Here is a 17,771-nt window from a genome sequence, read left to right on the forward strand (position 1 = left end):
CTTTGCCTGGCGTGGAGGGGCAGGGATACCCTGAGGGTATGTCGTCGTTTGTCGAGAGACGGAAGGCACCTTCGCGGGAGAAGGCAAGGGCGCTTCCGCCTCTCGTCCGCACGACGGGCTTGGCCGTCAAAGCGACTGATAAAGCGCTTCCAGAAGGCGCAGCGTGCGCGGATCGCCGACCAGATCGGTGCCCATCGCATTCATCACATAGGAGAACGCGAGGCCGCTCTCGGGATCGGCGAAGGCGAAGGAGCCGCCCCAGCCCGAATGACCGAAAGCCCCCTCATGCGGGCCGTAGATATTGAGCGAATTGCGCAAGAAACCTGCGGCCCAGTTGGCGTCGATCGTCAGCACCGCATCGGGGCCGCTCATCCGCACGCGGGTCGCCTGCTGCAAGGTCTCCTCGGACAGCTTCAGCCCGGCCTCGGGTGCCCCGAGGGTGATGCTGGAATAGAGGCCGGCCAGCCCGCGGGCATTGGCGAACCCGTTGGCGGAGGGAATCTCCGACTGCCGCCAGCCTGCCGTGTTCGCGGCATCCGGCTCGAGCGCGGGGTTGCCCAATGTCGCAGCCTGAAGCGCGTTCAGATCAGGCACCACGCCTTCGGCGTTCATTCCGGCTGGCGGTACGATGGTCGCCACGCGCCCCAGTTCGGAATTCGCGATCCCGATATGCAGATCGAAAGGCTTCAACTCCCGCTCGACGAAGCTGGTCAAGCTGGCGCCCGTTATGCGGCGGAAAAGTTCCACTGCGAGGAAGCCGATGGTGACCGCGTGATAGCCCGACTGCGAGCCGGGCTCCCACAGCGGAGATTGCGCCGCGAGGCTGTCCGCCAGCCTGCGCCCGTCGACGAAGTCATCCAGCGAAGTAGGCTCCGCAAAGGCGCTGAGCCCCGCCTGATGGGAAAGCAGCTGCGCAATGGTCACCTCGTCCTTGCCGCCAGCGGCGAACTCGGGCCAGTAATCGGCGACCTTGTCGTCGTAGGCGCATTTCCCGCGATCGACGAGCAGGGCGAAGCAGCTCGCCGCGACGCCCTTGGTCGTGGACCAGACGTTGACCAACGTATCTTCCTGCCACGGCACGGTCTTGTCCGCGTCGCGAAAGCCCGACCACAGGTCGATCACCAGTTCGCCATCAAGGTAGAGCGCGATGGCAGCGCCGATCTCCCTCCCGTCGTCAAAATTGGCGCGGAACGCCTCTTCGACCGTGTGGAATTTCGCCGCACAGCGGCCCGAGATTGCTTGATCCTGCGCCATCAGTTGAAGTGCTTCGTGAGAGTGAGGCCGTAGGTGCGCGGTGCGCCATAGACCCTGTAACCGAACCCGAAGGACAGCTGGTTCACAGCCTGCGTCACATAGCGTTCGTCGGTGATGTTCTTGCCCCACACCGACACGTCCCAATCGTCCTCGCTGAAGACCGAGAGCCGGGCATCGAGAGTCCAGTACCCGTCCGCCTTGATGAGGGGATCGTTGAGCGCGTCCTTGAACGAACTCGACTGATGCCGCCCGTCGACCGACAGACGCAGGGCGATATCGCTGCCAAGCTCCGCCTCGTAGGACGCGCCGCCGTTGAAGCTGAACGAGGGTGCGTCGGGCAGTTCGTTGCCCGCCGGAACAGGTCCGGTACCGGCGGTGAAGGCGCCCAGCTCGGTATCGAGCAGCCCGATGCCAGCGTGCAGGTTGAGGCCGGGCAAGGCGAGCGGTGTCCACGCCAGATCTGCATCGAGGCCGTAGATGGTGGCGCTATCGACATTGCCGAGACGCTGGACCGGAATGCCGCCGATGTCTTCGCGGATGAAGGTCTGCACGTCGCTGTAATCGTAGTAGAACCCGCTGACCGAGTAGTTGAGGTCAGCCGCGCGCAGCCTGCCCTTGATGCCCGCCTCGTAGGCGACCAGCTTTTCCGGGCGATAGGGCTCGAGCTGCGCGGAGTTCGTCGCCACCCCCGCGAAGAATCCACCGCTTTTCCAGCCTTGCGTCGCGCTCGCGTAGATCAGCGTATTGTCCGCAGGCTTCCAGTTGAGGCCGAGCTTCCACGACCAGTTCTCGTCAGTGATCTTCGCATCGCTCACTGCCAGATCGATCGGCGGAGAACCGAATGGTGCCATCGTGAGAAAGCTCGCCGGTGCCAGCGAGACAAGATCGGTCGTGGCGCCCAGATTGGTGCGTTCTTCGTCGGTATAACGCAGGCCCGTTACCAGGCTGAGCGACGAGGTCAGGTTCCACTCGGCGTTGGCGAAAACCGCCGCCGAGCTCGATTCCTGGTCGGAGAAGGTGAAGGACGTTGTGTTGAGCAGGTCGCTCAGATCGCCGGCGTAGGTCGTCCGGATATCGTCATGCGAATAGAACGCTCCCACCGTCCAGTTCGCGAAATCGGTTTCGCCAGACAGCCTGAGTTCCTGCGTGAATTGCTCGACATCGTCTTCGGAACGGAAATCCAGCTGGGCGAAAGGTGTCGCATCCGTATCGGCCGACCATTGCCGGTCGAAATCGATATAGCCGGTCACCGAAACGAGCGTGGCAAAGCCCAGGTCCGCTTCGATCCTGCTGGATAGGGTCAATTGGTCCATATCGTAGGAGGGATCGACCGACCACGCGCCACGGAACGGGTCCCCATCGAGATCGGCATAGCCCAGCGAGTCCGCACACTCGGGCGAGCCTGGGCAGGTGACGCCAGCGGGGGTCTGCGTGGTGGCCACAGCGCCGAAGAATTCGCCTCCGCCCAGCTCGGAGCGGCCCTGCTGCACCTCTGCCTTGAGCAGCCATTCGAACCCGCTCGAAGGCTCCCACAGCGCCTGCGCGCGGCCGAGCACAACGTCGCGGCGGCCGACGTCGCGGTTCAGGCTCTCGTTGAACCAGTAGCCTTCGTCCTGGAAAATACCCTTCCCCGCGAACCGCAGGCTCAGCGTATCGGATACGGGCAGGTTCAGGTTTCCTTCGACCTCCTTGAGCGCGTAACTGCCAACCGAGCCGCTGACCATGCCCGAGACCCCGCGAAAGTTGGGCCGCGCGGTGACGATGTTGAGCGCACCCGCAGTCGCGGTGCGCCCATAGAGCGTGCCCTGCGGCCCCTTGAGAACCTCGATCCGCTCCAGGTCGAAGAAGTCGAAGTTCATCAGCGCGAGCGAGCTGAGCGAGACTTCGTCGACATAGACGCCCGCGCTCGGATTGTTGGTCGCGCTGAAATCGTTGAGGCCGACCCCGCGGATCGTGAGGACAGGGACCAGCCCGGGGACGTTCTCCTTGATCGAGACATTGGGCGTGATCGCAACGACGTCGGTCGCGTCTTCGATGCGCTGGGTCTTCAGCGCCTCGGCATCGGCCACCGAAATATTGATGCCCACGTCGAGTGTGCTCTGCTCACGCCGCTGGGCGGTGACAACGATCACGTCGCGGTCCCCGACCGCTGGCTCTTCCATCTCTTCCTGCGCGAACGCCGACGTGGCCGAGCCCGTGGCGACCAGCGCAGCACTGCCAAGCAGGATGGCGCGCCGAGTGGTTGTGGGAATCTTCATCGCTTCTGTCCTCTCCGTGCCGTTTTCGACATTTGAGTATGCAGCTATACCCCGGCGGCCATTCCCGCAACTATTTTCGACATTGAGGTATGTGCGCGGACCCATGCGCAAATACTGGAGACGATGAGAAAAGCGGGCTAGGAACGCGAAATGCCAGACACTTCGGAGCACGCAGCGATGCCGGTCGCGACCCCAAAACAGGCCGAGCGGTGGCGGAAATTGCTCGAGTGCGCTGCGATCCAGATCAACAGCCACGGGGCCGGCGGGATCGGCCTGGATGCGGTCGCCAAGGCGGCGGGCCTGTCTCGCAACGCGCTGTATTACTACGTCAGCGACAAGTCCGAGCTGGCTTACCTGTGCCTTGCGCATTCGTGCGAGGCGATTCTGGCCGACCTCGATTCTGCGATGGCGGCATCCGACGATCCGGTCGCCCAGATCCAGCTGTTCGTCGAACGCAATCTGGTCGACCGAACGGGGAGCCTTGCGGTGCTTGGCGACTACGACGTGTTCGAGGGCGATCGGCGCGAGGATCTGCTGGCGAAGGAAAAGGCGATCCTCGATCGCGTGTGCGGTTGCGTTTCGCGCGGAATGGAAGGTGGGATTTTCAGACGCGGCGATCCGCATATCGTCGCGAATTGCCTGATCGGCATGATGAATTGGGTCCGCCTTGCGCCGCGCTGGCTGGGCGAACCGCTGGAAGAGGACAACGGCCGACGCCTCGCATCTGCGATCGACCAGCTGCTCCTGCGCGGCTGTGCGGCGGGTGAGCGACGGCCGACCGACCACTGGCCGGTGGCGCAGCAGCTGACCGCGACGGCGGTGAACCCGTTTGATCGCGACGAAGTCAGGGAACAGAAGCGCGAGCAGCTTCTCGCCACCGCCTCCCACCTCTTCAACCGTCGCGGGATCGGCGGCACGTCGCTCAACGATATCGTCGCGGAGCTGGGCGCGACCAAGGGTGCGTTCTACCACTATTTCAAGGACAAGACCGAACTGGTCGTGGAATGCTACGCCCGATCGTTCGAACTCTACGACACCTTCCTGGAAACGGCGCGCTCCTGCGGGGCGGACGGGCTCGAACGGGTGCTGATTACCCACCATCTCAACTGCCAGGCGCAGCTGGGATCGGCCCCGCCGCTCATGCTGCAGGCGGGGCTCGACGCGCTGCCCGAGGCCGTTCGCTCACAGTTTGTCTCCCGCTCGCAGGATATCTGGCTCAAGGCCCAGCAACTTCTCGCATCGGGTGTGGAAGACGGCAGCTGCATAGCGGACGATATCCGGCTGGTGACCGAAGTTTCGGCGGGCACATTTGCGTGGCTGGCGAGGGGTGGGCTGCGCGACGCCGATGTCTCCGAGTGGGATTTGGCTGACGCAGTGAACGACATTGTCGGCTACGGCATACTTGTCGATCGTGCATAGAGAATGTGTCGCTCGGAGTTCCAGGTTTGCGGTCTAAGGCCAGCAAACGCCCCTTAAACCGCCTAGCGGTTTTCTGATGTTTCCGATGACATTCGGCATGCCACCCTCCAACAGCGTAAGCGAGCACTCCCTCCGTATTGGCCTCTCCGACGCCGTTCTGCTTCCTTCCAGCTTTGCGCTAAACGCAACAAGCTTGCACTTTGTTGTGCATTGAACGAACACGCGCCCTTTGACACTCTCTCCCGACACATTCTGACAGTCGGGGCCGTCTGACTGTCAGGTTCGGAAAGTCTGGTTAACTCGGGGGGCGCTACATGCGACGATTTCACGCCAAGTCAATTCTGGTCGCAGCGATCATCGTTGCGGGCTGTTCCAGCGGAGCTTCCGACGATGCCACCCTCGATCAGCGCGAGGAGGCGGTCGCCGCGGCCGACACTGGCGCGCTGACGTTCGAGGAGCCGGTTCAGGACGACGTTCTGACCAAGATGTTCCAGTGGTGGAACGAAGCTTACAAGGATCCCGACGGCTTCACGACCGAAGCGTTCGCCCAGTATTTCACCGATGATAGCATAATGCGCATCAACGGCTCTGTCAGGGTGCGCGGGGTGGAAAACCTTGCCGAGCATTTCCGCAACATCCAGGCGAATTCGGACAAGGTCGTCATCAACCTTCCGTTCCTGCGGTCGTTCTCCTCGCCCGACGGCAGCAAGATCTTCACCTATCACACGATCGATGCAGAAGCCGATGGCAAGCCGTCGAAAGAGCTCGTGATGGGATACGCGGAGCTTCGGGACGGCAAGATATCTGTCATCGAATTCCTCAGCGTCGATGGCGAGCACGAGCCATACGCATCCGCTGAATAACCAGTTCCTGCATCACAGGGGGTCTCGCTTCGCGATCGGCTCGAAAGAAGCTTGGCGCGAAACGTAAAAGCAAAGGGATAATCATGAACCGCAAAAGCCTATATCGTTACGCGATCCTTTCCGGGATCTCATGCATCAGCCTGTCGACGTCCTGCCTGGCCCAAGAGGTGGAAGAAGAGGGTGCCAGCGAACCGACAGTGGCGAGCGACGAGATCATCGTGACTGCTCAGCGCCGCGCCCAGATCGCGACCGATGTGCCGATCAGCCTCACGACCTTCGATTCCGAAGACATCGACCGGCAGAATATCAAGGGGCTGGACGACTACTTCGCGAAATCCCCCAATGTCAGCTTCATTTCCACCGGCGCGCGCGACCGCAAGGAAATCAGTATTCGCGGGGTCACCAACCAGCTGAGTACCGAAGCCAATCCGCGCACCAGCACCTTCGGATTCTATATCGACGACTTCAATGTTTCGACCGGCACGGTGAACCCCGAGATCGTCGATATCGAGCGGATCGAGGTGCTCCGCGGCCCGCAGGGCACATACTTCGGACGAAACGCCATTGGCGGTGCGATCAACATCTCGACCAATCAGGCCAATCCGAGCGTCTACGAAGGCGAGGCTTCGATCGCCTATTCCAGCTTCAACACGATCGACACCCACGCCGTGTTCAACGCGCCGCTGGTCGAAGATGTTGTCGGATTGCGGATGGTCGGGCGCTATCAGCACAGCGACGGCAATATCGAGAATATCAACCCGATCGGCGGCGGCAATAATGCCGATTACTATTATGGCAAAGCGTCGCTGCGGATCACGCCGAGCTACGATCTGACTCTCGATATCACGGGCACATATACCCGGGAAGATGTCGGCATGCGCGAAGGCGTACCCTCGGGCGTCCTGGGCGACACTGCGCTCGCGGTGGTGTTTCCGGGTATCGAAAATCCCCAGGCCGATCCGGATGGCGTGGGCTTCTTCCCCGAAAACACGGACAAGGTGAATTTCAACCGTCCGCAAAGCATCGGCACCGAATTCTACTACGTTACCGGCCGCGCTGTGTGGGAACGCGAGAACTTCACGGTGACCAGCGTCACTGGCTACATCCATTCCGACCAGTTCCTGGAAGGCGACATCGACGGGTCCAGCAAGGACTACTACTACGAACAGAAGCCCATCCAGCGCGAGTCCTTCAGTCAGGAAGTTCGCGTCCAGTCGCCCGACAACGGCAGTGCCCTGTCATGGACGTTCGGCGGCATGTATGCCGAGGACAAGGGTGAACTGAACCAGTTCACCTTCACCGGTGCGGACAATCCCTTCGGCCTCCCTGCCGATCTGGCGATCACCAGCACGCTGAGCAACGGCAAATCCGAAAGCTGGGCACTCTTCGCGCAGGGCGAGTATGAATTTACCGACCGTCTGTCGCTGACGTTGGGCGGTCGCTTCACCCACGAGAAGGTGACGGTTACGCAATTCAACACGTCGAACGGCGAAATCAACGGTCAGGTGGATGACAGCGCGTCGTTCGACAATTTCTCCCCGCGGGCAACTCTGGCCTATGAACTCGGCTATCGCACCAATGTGTATGTGACGGCTTCGCGCGGGTTCAAGGCGGGCGGTGTCCAGATCAATCCCAACCTGGATGATACGTCCTACGATCCCGAAACACTGTGGAACTACGAGCTGGGATTCAAGACGCAGGCGTTCGACGGGCGCCTGCTACTGAACGCGGCGGCTTTCCACATGGTATGGTCGGATCTGCAGACGGCTTTTGCCCAGGCCGAAGTCGATGGGGATGACATCACCTTCTTCTCGGGGATCGAAAACGCCGCATCCGCCAGCAGCACCGGCGTCGAAATCGACGCCACGTATCGCATCATACCAGGTCTGCAGATCGGCGGTGCGATCGGCTATCTCGACGCGAAATTCGACGAATACGAAAATTCGTTCGTGAATGGCGAAATCGTCGATCTGAGCGGCTTCCGGATGCCGAATTCACCCGAATGGACGTTGAGCGCGTTCGGTGAATACGACGTCACCCTTTCGGACGACGTGGATGCCTTCTTCAGGGCCGAATGGACCTATCGCGACGAGATCTATTCCAGCAAGGAAGCGCTGGTTTACGACATCTGGCCCTATCGCGTTCCAAGCTTCGACGTGGTCAATCTGCGCGCCGGTTTCTCGTGGCAGAATTTCTCGGCCCAGGTTTATGCCGAGAATCTGCTGGATGAGAAATATTTCACCAACGCCTACGAGAAAGCCTTTGCCGGCGGCCTGTATGTGCAGCCCTCGGTGCGCAATTTCGGCGCGCGCGTAACGGTGACGTTCTAGGATGGGGTGGGGGAAAGACATGGATCGGCGCAGCGCGATAACGGTAATTGCAGGGGCGGTAGCCATCCCGGCAATCCTGCCGAGCCAATCGCTGGCCGCCATGTCTTCCCCCAATCCGGATGGCCAGCTGAAGGGGCTGCTGCAGGAGGCATATCTACGCACGATAGAGCTCAGCCCGATGCTGGGGGCGGCGGTCGGTTCGGCAGTCGGCAGGGATCGGTGGGACGATTTTTCCGCCGCCGGCGAGAAAACCGTGCAGCGCGCCGCGATGATCAATCTCGATCGCCTGCATGCGATCGACTTCGATGCGCTGACACCCGATGCACAGGTTCAATATCGTGCTTTCGAAAGCGACCAGCAGATCATTGCCGAACGCTATCGCTGGCGCCGCCACGATTATCCGCTCAACCAGATTGTGGGCCTGCATATCGACGTGCCCAATGTGCTGATCAATCAGCACCCGATCCGCAGCCTTCAGGACGCTGAAGACTACATAAGCCGGCTCAACCTCGCGTCGCAGGCGTTCGATCAGATGGTCGCGCGGTTGCAGGATCACGCCGCGCATGGCTTCTACATGGCGGCATCTGTTTATCCGCTTCTCATCGCCGGGGCGCGCCAGATCGTCACTGGAGCGCCTTTCGACCAGGAGAGCGACAGCCCGGTCTGGGACGACTTCAAGCGGAAGGTCGATGGGCTGGAGGCGGAACCCTTCGTCAGGGAGACGCTGCTGGCGCGGGCAAGATCCGCGCTCATCGGCCCTTTCAAGGGCGGCTACGAACGACTGATCGCAGAGCTTGAGGCACAGGCGAAGAAAGCGCCCGGCGATGCCGGTGTCTGGTCGCTGCCCGACGGCGACGACTATTATGCGTTTCTGATCCGCCAATTCACGACCACCGACATGACGCCGGAAGAAATCCACCAGTTGGGGCTGGCCGAAGTCGACCGCATCCACGGCGAGATGCACGGGATCATGGAGAGAGTGGGTTTTTCCGGCACGCTCCAGCAGTTTATGGAGCGGCTGAAGCAAGACCCGAAATTCTATTATCCGAATACGGACCAGGGCCGGGAAGACTACCTGGAACGCGCCCGCAACCTGGTATCCGCGATGTCACAGGCGCTGCCTCAGGCCTTCCACGATGGCGCGCCATTGCCGCTGGTCATAAGACGGGCCGAAATCTATCGCGAACCCACTCTACCGGCCGCTTACTTCGATCCGGGGTCGCCCGACGGGGAACGGCCCGGCTACGTCTATCTCAACCTTTCCGACATGGCCAATCAGGCTACGTTCGATCTGGATGCCCTGCTGTTTCACGAGGGCATTCCCGGGCACCACATGCAGATTTCGACGATCCTCACGAATGATGCGGTGCCCGAAGTGCGCAAGACCAATCAGTGGTGGCAGAATACTGCCTTCGTCGAAGGGTGGGCGCTTTATGCCGAAGCCCTCGCCAAGGAAATGGGCTTCTACAAGGACCCCTATTCCGATTTCGGGCGCCTGGGCGGGGAATTGTGGCGCGCATGCCGGTTGGTGGTGGACAGCGGACTTCACTACAAGAGGTGGAGCCGGGAACAGGCGACGCAATATCTCGACGAGAACACCGCAAGCACGCATGCGGCCAACAAGATCGCGGTCGACCGCTATCTGGCGGTGCCGGGACAGGCGACCGCCTTCACGATCGGGATGAAATCGTTTCAGAAGCAGCGCGCGCGGGCGGAAGCGGCGCTGGGCAACGCCTACGATATTCGCGACTATCACGACGTCGCACTGCATTACGGGTTTCTGCCGCTTTCGGCGCTTGAAACGGCTATCGATCACTGGATTGGCAGCGTCCAATCGAACTGAATCTTCTGGAGATAAAAATGCGCTCGGTTGTTTTGGCATGTCTGCTCGCGGGGATCGCGACACCCGCGATCGCGCAGCACGGAGGAGCGACGCAAGAGGGTACCCCTGTCGCGGCCCCCCTGCCGCCTGCGGTCGAATGGTCCGGCGCGAGCGAGGCGCTGATTGCAGATGGTGCCGATCCATGGATCACGCCTGCGGAACAATCGGGCATGACCGAAACCGCGACTTACGATGAGATGAAGGCCTATCTGGCTCGGCTGGCCGATGCATCACCGCTGATTCACCTGGTGACGATCGGGAAGTCCGCGTTGGGCCGCGATCTGGTTGCCGTCATCGCGACCAGGCAAGCGGGCGTCTCCGGACCCGCCGATCTCGATGATGTGAAGCCAACCGTGCTGGCGCAGGCGGGCATCCATCCTGGGGAGAGCGATGGCACGGATGCCGGTATGATGCTGCTGCGCGATATCGCGCTGCGCGGGAAGGACGACCTTCTCGATCAAGCGAACTTCGTGTTCGTGCCGATCTTCAATATTGACGGGCACGAACGCGCTTCGCGCTTCAGCCGTCCGAACCAGCGTGGCCCGGTAGAGCAGGGCTGGCGTACAACGGCGCAGAACATCAATCTCAACCGCGATTATATCAAGGCCGACGCGCCGGTCATGCATGCCATGCTGGGGCTGATCGATACGCTGGACCCGGCGCTTTATCTCGATCTGCATGTGTCCGACGGTGTCGATTTCGCTTACGACATCACCTTCGGATTCCAGGAAAAGGAGTACAGCTATTCACCCCAGCAGAATGCATGGCTGCATGACGTATTCCGGCCTGAGGTCGAGGCAGCGCTGACCGCGCAAGGGCATATTCCGGGGCCCTTGGTACTGGCGGTGGATGATCGCCATCCCGAACAGGGCCTGTATCTGCCGGGCTTCCCGCCCCGCTTTTCACATTCGTATGGAGACTTGCGGCACCTCCCCGCAGTGCTGGTCGAGGACCATGCCTTGAAACCCTATCGCCAGCGTGTGCTTGGCGATTATGTTCTGCTGGAGCAGTCCCTGCGTAGCATCGGCACGCACTGGGATGTGCTGAAAAGCGCCATCGCGCAGGACCGCAAGACGCCGGATCAGATGGTGCTCTCCTGGAAGGATAGGGCCGATCCTGTCCGGTCCATCCCGTTCCGCCAGATGGAAGCCGTACATTACGATTCCGAAATCTCCGGCACCGAGGAAATCCGCTATCTGGGGGAAGTCGCCCCAGAAAAGCCGTATCCGCTCTATGGCTCGGATGCCGGCGTAACGATCGACCTGCCCCGTGCCTATTGGGTGTCCGTTGCCTATCCCGAAGTGATCGAGAGACTGCGGCAGCAGGGCATCATGATGGAAGTGCTGGACGAGCCGCGCACCATCGAGCTCGACATGATCCGTATCGTCGATCCGCAAGTTTCCGACATGCCGCTGGGCAACCGTATCCGGGTGAGCGCGGGCGATTATCGGCATGAAACGCTCACACGCAGCTTCATGCCGGGATCCGTGCGCGTGCCGACGGACCAGCCGCTTGGTCAGCTGGCCGCGATGATGCTGGAACCGCAGGCGGATGACTCGCTGTTCCAGTGGGGCTTTTTCATGAGCATCCTCACCCGTACGTCCTACATCGAAGGCTACGTTGTCGAGCCGATGGCCCGCGCGATGATGGAGCGTGACCCGCAGCTCAAGGTGGCGTTTGAAGAAAAGCTCGCGAGCGATCCGGAATTCGCGGCGGACCCGGATGCCCGGCTTGGCTGGTTCTACGAACGCAGCCCCTATTACGACAGCGAGTACCTGCTGTACCCCGTGGGCCGCGAAGTGGGCAGATAGGGCGGGGACGGCGATCCGGACCAGACCCGGCTATCCTTCCGTTCGCGATGACGCGGGATGCGCAGGGTCCGGCCCCTCGCGCTCGTTGAGGCGAGGGGCCGGCGGGATCAATCCAGAACCGCAGTGGCCTCGATCTCGATCAGGAATTCCGGCATGGCGAGCGCCGCAACGCCGATCAGCGTATTCGCTGCGGGCGTAGCACCGTCGTAGAAAGCGCCGATTTCCGGCAGGACCACACCCAGCTTTTCCGGCTTATGGTCGACGATATAAGTGCGCAGCCGCACGACATGTTCAGGTCCGGCGCCCGCTTCGGCCAGCACCGCCTTGAGATTGGCCAGCGCCTGGCGGGTTTGCGCAGCCAGGTCATCCGCGCCCACAACGTTGCATTCCGGGTCCCACGCGACCTGTCCTGCGAGGTGCAAGGTACGTTGCCCTCTGCTCTCGACGGCATGGGAGAATCCGAACTCGACGGCATTGTAAAGCTGGCCTGGGTTGATGGGCTTATTCGGCATAGCAGTTACTCCAGATGCGCAGGATTTCAGTCGACAATCTCGATCGCGTTCCCGAAAGGATCGCGAAGATAGAGGTTCTTCTTACCGGCCAGGGGACCATCCTCGATCGCGATGATTTCCTGCACTTCGCAGCCGTGCGCGGCGAGGTATCGGGAGGCCTTCTCGACATCGTCGACCTTCAGGCCGAGATGATGGCCGCCTGCGTCGCAATGACGGGGACGCTCGATGCGCCTGTCATCGGGTTTCGAATACGCGATGAGCTGCAGGTTGAGATTATCGGTCAGGCGCAGCATGACCAGCGAGATGCACGCTCCCGGAACGCCAATATGCGCTTCGGTCCAGTCGCGGCCTTCAGCATCCCTGGGCAGGTCTGCCGCGTCCAGCGGACCCATTCGGAACAGCTCGCTGGCGCCGAACACGTCGCAATAGAATGAAACTGCCGGTTCGAGATCGTCGACCGTGAAAGAAACATGGTCGGCGGCCAGGAAACTGGGCTTTTCGGCGTCCTGCATGTGCAATTCTCCGCTGTTGCTACAGCGTGATGCTACGAAACGAGGCGTGCCATTCAAGAAACGAGAATGGCGTTTTCGTTGCGTTCAGGGCAACGGTTTCTCGAGCAGGTCGGCGATGCTGACCGGGCGGGCAGGGAAACGCCCCGTAAAACCCTTCATGGTTTCCAGGCCACGTCCTTCGGCAGCGGCGCTCATGCGGATGAGCATATGCTCGCAATTGCGGCCCTGGCACAGCCCCATGCCGCAGCGGGTGATCCGCTTCACCGCATTGACATCGGTGGTGGAGCCAAGCGTTTCCCGTACTGCGGACGCGCTCACCTTCTCGCAGCGACATATGGTGGTATTGCTCGCGGCGACCCGATCCAGTGCCTGCTTGGGGGCCGCGATATCATCCAGCATTGCTGCAAAACGCATGGCGGCCTTGCGACTTTGGCGGAATGGTGCGGCGCGTCTGGTCGCGTCCCGGTTCGTGATCAGCCCCAGGGCTGCGGCAATGCCAAGACCCGCGATACGGCCTTCATCCCTCGCAATCGGGGCTCCGGCTACTCCGGTGGTCTCGCCCGCCACCCAGACCCCCTCAACCGAGCTCTGCATCCATTGATCGTGGCACGTCGCCCAGCCGCCAGAAGGAGAAGACCACCGCACGGAAAGGCCCGCCTGCCGGGGCAGGTCCGATTGGGGAAGAAAGCCATAGCAAAGCCCGATGGAACCGCATGGCGTCGTCTCCGGGTGATCAGCCTCCCCGAACACGGCGCCGGTCACCCGATCCGCCCCGGTAATCTCCTGCAATGGGCGCCCGAAACGCACGGGGACGCCTGCCCGCCGCAGGTCCATCATGGCCTTGCCTGCTTCGCCCAGCAAAGAGCCATTTCGCAACGCGGTGGCACAATGCCGTATCATCGACTTGCCGATGGTCGCGAGGGATCGATCGAAGGCGACTTCGGCGACCTTGCCGCCAGCACGCGATATCTGCGCGGCAATCAGCAGCATCAGCGGGTGCGTACCGGCGAAAACGATTGGCTCGCCGGTTACGATGCCCTGCGCCTTCAACAAGGTCTGCATGGCGCCGGCGCCCATCGCGCCGGGCAATGTCCAGCCCGGCGCGGGATAAGGCATGTCATAGCAGCCCGCCGCGATCAGAACATGCGCCGCCGAAAGCTCTTGCAGCCCATCGGCGCCCGATGTGGTCAGCGAATGCCCCTGTGGTCCGGGTTGCAGACCGATGACCGAGCGGCGACCGAGCCATGCAATGGCGGCCTGGTTTTCGAACACGCGCAATTGCTGGCGCAGAGGGCGGTAGCTGTTTTCGTCGACCCAGTTCTGCGCGGCGAAAGAAACGGGCGGCTGCCGCAGGATCTGCCCACCGGGGCGAGCCTGTTCATCGATCACCGCACAGCGTGCGCCCACCGCTGCCAGTTCGAGGGCTGCGGCCTGTCCTGCCGGGCCGCCGCCGACGATCAACACATCATAGGATGTCTCGGCGTTATCAGTCATCTTGCGTGTGCGATCCGGTTGCTATGCGCATCCCATCCGTTGCTTCAAGAAGGCAGGCGCGCACGCGGCGCGAACGGCCATGTTCGAGCAATCGAACGAAGCACTCCGAACAGGTCCCCATGTTGCACCACAGGCCCCTGGCATCTCCGTCGCGATCGCGGCGGGACATGCCATCACGATGCAGAACCAGCAGCGCGGCCACGCTTTCCCCTTCGTATGCTTCCACCACCTCGCCATCCAGTTCGATGTGGATCGGGGCCGGGGGCTCGACGAATCCTATCCTCTTGCTCATCGCCCCATGAATCCGTTCAAGCTTTCGAAACGGGCCGGAGAGGCCACGCTGAGCAGTGCATCGGCCTCATCGCGCCGACGTTCCAGCATCTGGTCGGCTACCAACCGCGCAAAGGTGGGGCCGAGGGTGAATGCCGATCCGCCTGCTGCACAAAATAGGCCGGGCAAGGAGGGAAACTCCCCTGCGACGGGCAGCTGATCCTGCGTTACGGCGGTGATCCCGGTCCAGCTCCGCAACAGTTCGTGCTCGCCAATCACGGGCATCGTTTCGACCGCGGTCTGCAGATTGCCCGTCAGCGATTGCGGCACCAGTGCAGGCGCGCGCGAGAAGTCGAAGCCGGAGCCTGTGCGGTGCAACCGCGACGGCCAGCCCCCTCCGATCAGCAGATTGCCGGCCGCGGTCTGTTTGATCGAGAGCCGGCGGCCGACATGCTGTATCAGATAAGGAAGGAAGGCGGCCGTGCGCGCTGTTGCGTTCATCGTAAGGGGCGCGGGGAACAGCGGCAGGTGCAGGCCCGCCATTGCTGCGATCTGCGGCGACCAGATACCGGCGCAGATCAGCACCTTGGCGGCGGTGACGGTTTGGATCTCTTCCCCTTTTTCGAGCCTGGCTTCGAAAAGTGCGCCGCGTTTCTGCAGCGAAGCGACGCGCGTTGCGTCCAGAAGTCTGGCTCCGGCACTCTGCGCCGCATCGGCGAAGGCGGGCGCGATGATGCGCGCATCGGCATGGCCTTCATCGGCCATGAAGTTCGCAGCCAGAATATCCGGCGAGAGATACGGAGCCAGCGCTTGCACTTGCGCGCGATCGATCGTCTCGACGGCTAGGCCCATCGCCTGTTCGCGCGCCGCCTTGGTTTCCAGCAGGCGCACCTCCTGCGCGCTGTGCGCGACCATCAGGCCACCTTCCATGTGGACGCCCAGATTGCGGCCTATCTGCCGTTCCAGGTCTCTCCAGTCCTGCACAGCGAGGCGGCTCAGCTGTGCGGTCTGTTCACCTTCCCGACCGACGCCGTCTTCGCGTTCGAGGAAACGGCGTTCTATCTGAAAGTGCAGCGATCCCGCATTCTGACCGGAGGCCCCATGTCCGGGACTGGCCTGCTCGCATAGCCAGACCTTCGTTCCCGCGCTGGCGAGGTGCCAGGCGGAGGCGGCGCCGACGAGGCCGCCGCCTATCACCAAGAAGTCTATGTCAGACAGAAAGACATCCGAGTTCGTCCAGTGTTCGACGGACCTTCTCGCGATCTTCTTCACAGATGTCGAGCAGGGGTGCACGAACATGGCCGCCTGGCAGACCCCGGGCATCGAGCGCAGCCTTGAGGATTGCAGGCCCGGATCCGAATTTGCCGACGAGATCGGGCGTGTACCACTCTTTCATCAAGACGCGATCCATGCGGCCACACTGGCGGGCCTTCTCGATCTCTCCGGCCCATAGATGATTGTAGAAATCCGGCTGATACCGGCCAAGCACGCCGCCCGCGCCCATGGTGCCGTCGCCGCCGCGCGCTTCGAGAAGTGCCAGACCATGCTCATCCATCGCATGACCGAAGACGAGTACCTTTTCGCGCAAGGCGAAAAACGTCGCGACAAATCGATCGAGCCGGCTCGTGGATTGCTTGACCGCGATGATATTGTCGATGTCGGTCAACCGTTCGAGAAGGTCGAGTTCGCAGTCGATCCCGGTTCCGGGGGGCCAGTTGTAGATACAGACAGGCAGCGGCGATCCCTTCGCCACACTGCGGTAGAAGTTGGATATCTCGGTGGAACTCGGACAGATGTAAGGAGGGGGCGTGACCAGGATGCCGGAAAAACCGGCTTTGTGGGCTTCGGTGGCCATCGCGATGACGCGCTCTGCCGTGAATGCGCTGCATCCTGCCAGCAGCGGCAGCTTGCCGGACAGCTGATCGCCGACGGCGGCAAATACAGAGCATCTCTCGGCGTCGGACATCGATGTCCACTCGCCGGTCGTTCCCGCGACGACCAAGCCGTGCATGCCTTCACCGTGCAGCCAATCCAGCAAGGTGGCGAGGCCCCCGAAATCGATCGCGCCATCGGCAGCGAAAGGGGTGGTGATCGCCGGAATGTAACCTCGCCATTCAACGATTGAGCGTTTGTCCAAGAAAGCCCTCCTCATCTCACTTGGGCTATTGCCTAGGACCTGACGCTTCTTCGCCGCAATAACAACGAACGTTGAATATTGTTGCCGAGAGTGCAACATTGCCGCCACGGAGGGCTTATGTCGCAGATTGCACTGATGTATTTTTATGAAACTGCGATGCATGGAACCATGCGGCTTGCCAGCGACAAGATTGGCGTCGCGGTATCGTCTATCAGCCGCCAGATCGGGCAGTTGGAGCGAGAGATCGGCATGCCTCTGTTCGAGCGCGGTCGCCGGACGATAAAGCTGACTGCCGCAGGCGAACTGACGCTGGAATACTACAAGTCGACACAGGCAGAAAAGGACGCTTTCCAGAACCGCCTTGCCGATCTGCGTCACTCGCGAACCGGCAATATCCGCCTTGCCGTGGGCGAGGGGTTTCTCAACCGCTCCTTCACGACGATCATCGAGGAATATCAGGCAAGCAATCCCGGCATAGAAATCTCGATCAAAAGCGGGTCGACCGCCGATGTGACGCGGATGATCGTAGAGGACGAAGCGCATATCGGCCTGGTTTTCGAAGTCGGACCGGATCCCAAGATCCGGCTGCGCGCTTCCGCGCTTCAGCCGCTGTCCGTGATCTGCGCGCCCGATCATCCGCTGGCGAAACTCAAGGGGGTGAGCATGGCGGAGCTGGCCGAGCAGCCCCTGTGTCTTGCGCCACGCGGCTTTTCGATTCGCACCGCGTTGGCGGAGGCTGAAGCGCGCCAGAACGTCTGGCTCAGTCCCAAGCTCGTCACGGACTCCATCCATGTGATGAGGGAAATGGCCAAGAATGGGCGCGCGATCGCCGTCCTTCCGGCGATTAGCGTTCGCGCGGAGATCGAGGACGGCGTGCTGATCGCCAAGCCCATTATCGATGGCGAGCTCGAACATACGACGATCGGCTTGATCCATCGCCACGCTCGCCAACTGCACGGACCGCCGGTCGACTTGATGGCATTGCTTGAACGGCAGTTGCGCAGCTGGACCAATCCTGCGGACTGAACC

General features: G+C 61.7%; 14 protein-coding genes. 6 read left to right on the plus strand and 8 right to left on the minus strand.

Annotation, left to right across the window (positions count from 1 at the left end; genetic code table 11):
- Positions 1-126: 126 nt before the first annotated feature.
- Together ADAD_RS0102270 and ADAD_RS0102275 are read right to left on the minus strand one after the other, a co-directional pair.
- Positions 127-1,254 (minus strand): serine hydrolase domain-containing protein, encoded by a 1,128-nt coding sequence (locus tag ADAD_RS0102270; protein WP_010408744.1) that lies wholly within the window; start codon positions 1,252-1,254, stop codon positions 127-129.
- On the minus strand, positions 1,254-3,512 hold the full coding sequence (locus ADAD_RS0102275; RefSeq protein ID WP_010408747.1) for a TonB-dependent receptor: 2,259 nt from the start codon (positions 3,510-3,512) through the stop codon (positions 1,254-1,256). The genes ADAD_RS0102270 and ADAD_RS0102275 overlap by 1 nt, the downstream gene beginning before the upstream one ends.
- A 150-nt stretch (positions 3,513-3,662) precedes the next feature.
- Between ADAD_RS0102275 and ADAD_RS0102280 the strand changes: the two genes are divergently transcribed.
- The 5 genes from ADAD_RS0102280 to ADAD_RS0102300 all read left to right on the plus strand — a co-directional run bounded on the left by ADAD_RS0102280 (position 3,663) and on the right by ADAD_RS0102300 (position 11,817).
- Positions 3,663-4,931: a TetR/AcrR family transcriptional regulator gene (locus ADAD_RS0102280; RefSeq protein WP_083825537.1), complete on the plus strand. Its 1,269-nt coding sequence runs from the start codon at positions 3,663-3,665 to the stop codon at positions 4,929-4,931.
- Positions 4,932-5,245: 314 nt separating this feature from the next.
- A complete protein-coding gene (locus ADAD_RS0102285) occupies positions 5,246-5,794 on the plus strand; it encodes a nuclear transport factor 2 family protein (protein ID WP_010408752.1) in 549 nt (182 codons plus the stop codon).
- An 83-nt stretch (positions 5,795-5,877) separates the two neighbouring features.
- A complete protein-coding gene (locus tag ADAD_RS0102290; protein WP_010408754.1) occupies positions 5,878-8,124 on the plus strand; it encodes a TonB-dependent receptor in 2,247 nt (748 codons plus the stop codon).
- A 19-nt stretch (positions 8,125-8,143) separates the two neighbouring features.
- Positions 8,144-9,967: a DUF885 domain-containing protein gene (locus ADAD_RS0102295; RefSeq protein WP_010408757.1), complete on the plus strand. Its 1,824-nt coding sequence runs from the start codon at positions 8,144-8,146 to the stop codon at positions 9,965-9,967.
- A gap of 17 nt (positions 9,968-9,984) precedes the next feature.
- Positions 9,985-11,817, plus strand: coding sequence for a M14 family metallopeptidase (locus ADAD_RS0102300; RefSeq protein ID WP_029139846.1), 1,833 nt, complete (start codon positions 9,985-9,987; stop codon positions 11,815-11,817).
- Positions 11,818-11,924: 107 nt separating this feature from the next.
- Here the strand turns inward: ADAD_RS0102300 and ADAD_RS0102305 are convergent, their stop codons facing one another.
- The 6 genes from ADAD_RS0102305 to ADAD_RS0102330 all read right to left on the minus strand — a co-directional run bounded on the left by ADAD_RS0102305 (position 11,925) and on the right by ADAD_RS0102330 (position 16,742).
- Positions 11,925-12,329 (minus strand): RidA family protein, encoded by a 405-nt coding sequence (locus tag ADAD_RS0102305; RefSeq protein ID WP_010408762.1) that lies wholly within the window; start codon positions 12,327-12,329, stop codon positions 11,925-11,927.
- Between the two features lie 26 nt (positions 12,330-12,355).
- Entirely contained in the window at positions 12,356-12,841 is a 486-nt protein-coding gene (locus ADAD_RS0102310; RefSeq protein WP_010408763.1) for a VOC family protein, read from the minus strand.
- A gap of 84 nt (positions 12,842-12,925) precedes the next feature.
- On the minus strand, positions 12,926-14,335 hold the full coding sequence (locus tag ADAD_RS0102315) for an FAD/NAD(P)-dependent oxidoreductase (protein WP_010408766.1): 1,410 nt from the start codon (positions 14,333-14,335) through the stop codon (positions 12,926-12,928).
- Entirely contained in the window at positions 14,328-14,627 is a 300-nt protein-coding gene (locus tag ADAD_RS15405; protein WP_010408768.1) for a 2Fe-2S iron-sulfur cluster-binding protein, read from the minus strand. The genes ADAD_RS0102315 and ADAD_RS15405 overlap by 8 nt, the downstream gene beginning before the upstream one ends.
- The gene (locus ADAD_RS0102325; protein ID WP_237700710.1) at positions 14,624-15,877 is read right to left on the minus strand and encodes an NAD(P)/FAD-dependent oxidoreductase; all 1,254 of its coding nucleotides are present in this window, start codon (positions 15,875-15,877) and stop codon (positions 14,624-14,626) included. Before ADAD_RS0102325 ends, ADAD_RS15405 begins: the two co-directional genes overlap by 4 nt.
- The gene (locus tag ADAD_RS0102330) at positions 15,816-16,742 is read right to left on the minus strand and encodes a dihydrodipicolinate synthase family protein (RefSeq protein WP_010408771.1); all 927 of its coding nucleotides are present in this window, start codon (positions 16,740-16,742) and stop codon (positions 15,816-15,818) included. Before ADAD_RS0102330 ends, ADAD_RS0102325 begins: the two co-directional genes overlap by 62 nt.
- 135 nt (positions 16,743-16,877) lie before the next feature.
- Between ADAD_RS0102330 and ADAD_RS0102335 the strand changes: the two genes are divergently transcribed.
- Positions 16,878-17,768: a LysR family transcriptional regulator gene (locus tag ADAD_RS0102335; protein WP_237700711.1), complete on the plus strand. Its 891-nt coding sequence runs from the start codon at positions 16,878-16,880 to the stop codon at positions 17,766-17,768.
- The last annotated feature ends 3 nt before the right edge of the window (positions 17,769-17,771 follow it).

The sequence above is a fragment of the Citromicrobium sp. JLT1363 genome (assembly GCF_000186705.1).
Taxonomy (GTDB): Bacteria; Pseudomonadota; Alphaproteobacteria; order Sphingomonadales; family Sphingomonadaceae; genus Alteriqipengyuania.

Coding starts and splice junctions, on each gene's coding strand:
- ADAD_RS0102295 (WP_010408757.1), top strand. CDS start 8,144: ATGGATCGGCGCAGCGCGATAACGGTAATTGCAGGGGCGGTAGCCATC.
- ADAD_RS0102290 (WP_010408754.1), top strand. CDS start 5,878: ATGAACCGCAAAAGCCTATATCGTTACGCGATCCTTTCCGGGATCTCA.
- ADAD_RS0102305 (WP_010408762.1), bottom strand. CDS start 12,329: ATGCCGAATAAGCCCATCAACCCAGGCCAGCTTTACAATGCCGTCGAG.
- ADAD_RS0102315 (WP_010408766.1), bottom strand. CDS start 14,335: ATGACTGATAACGCCGAGACATCCTATGATGTGTTGATCGTCGGCGGC.
- ADAD_RS0102300 (WP_029139846.1), top strand. CDS start 9,985: ATGCGCTCGGTTGTTTTGGCATGTCTGCTCGCGGGGATCGCGACACCC.
- ADAD_RS0102280 (WP_083825537.1), top strand. CDS start 3,663: ATGCCAGACACTTCGGAGCACGCAGCGATGCCGGTCGCGACCCCAAAA.
- ADAD_RS0102285 (WP_010408752.1), top strand. CDS start 5,246: ATGCGACGATTTCACGCCAAGTCAATTCTGGTCGCAGCGATCATCGTT.
- ADAD_RS15405 (WP_010408768.1), bottom strand. CDS start 14,627: ATGAGCAAGAGGATAGGATTCGTCGAGCCCCCGGCCCCGATCCACATC.
- ADAD_RS0102310 (WP_010408763.1), bottom strand. CDS start 12,841: ATGCAGGACGCCGAAAAGCCCAGTTTCCTGGCCGCCGACCATGTTTCT.
- ADAD_RS0102335 (WP_237700711.1), top strand. CDS start 16,878: ATGTATTTTTATGAAACTGCGATGCATGGAACCATGCGGCTTGCCAGC.
- ADAD_RS0102270 (WP_010408744.1), bottom strand. CDS start 1,254: ATGGCGCAGGATCAAGCAATCTCGGGCCGCTGTGCGGCGAAATTCCAC.
- ADAD_RS0102275 (WP_010408747.1), bottom strand. CDS start 3,512: ATGAAGATTCCCACAACCACTCGGCGCGCCATCCTGCTTGGCAGTGCT.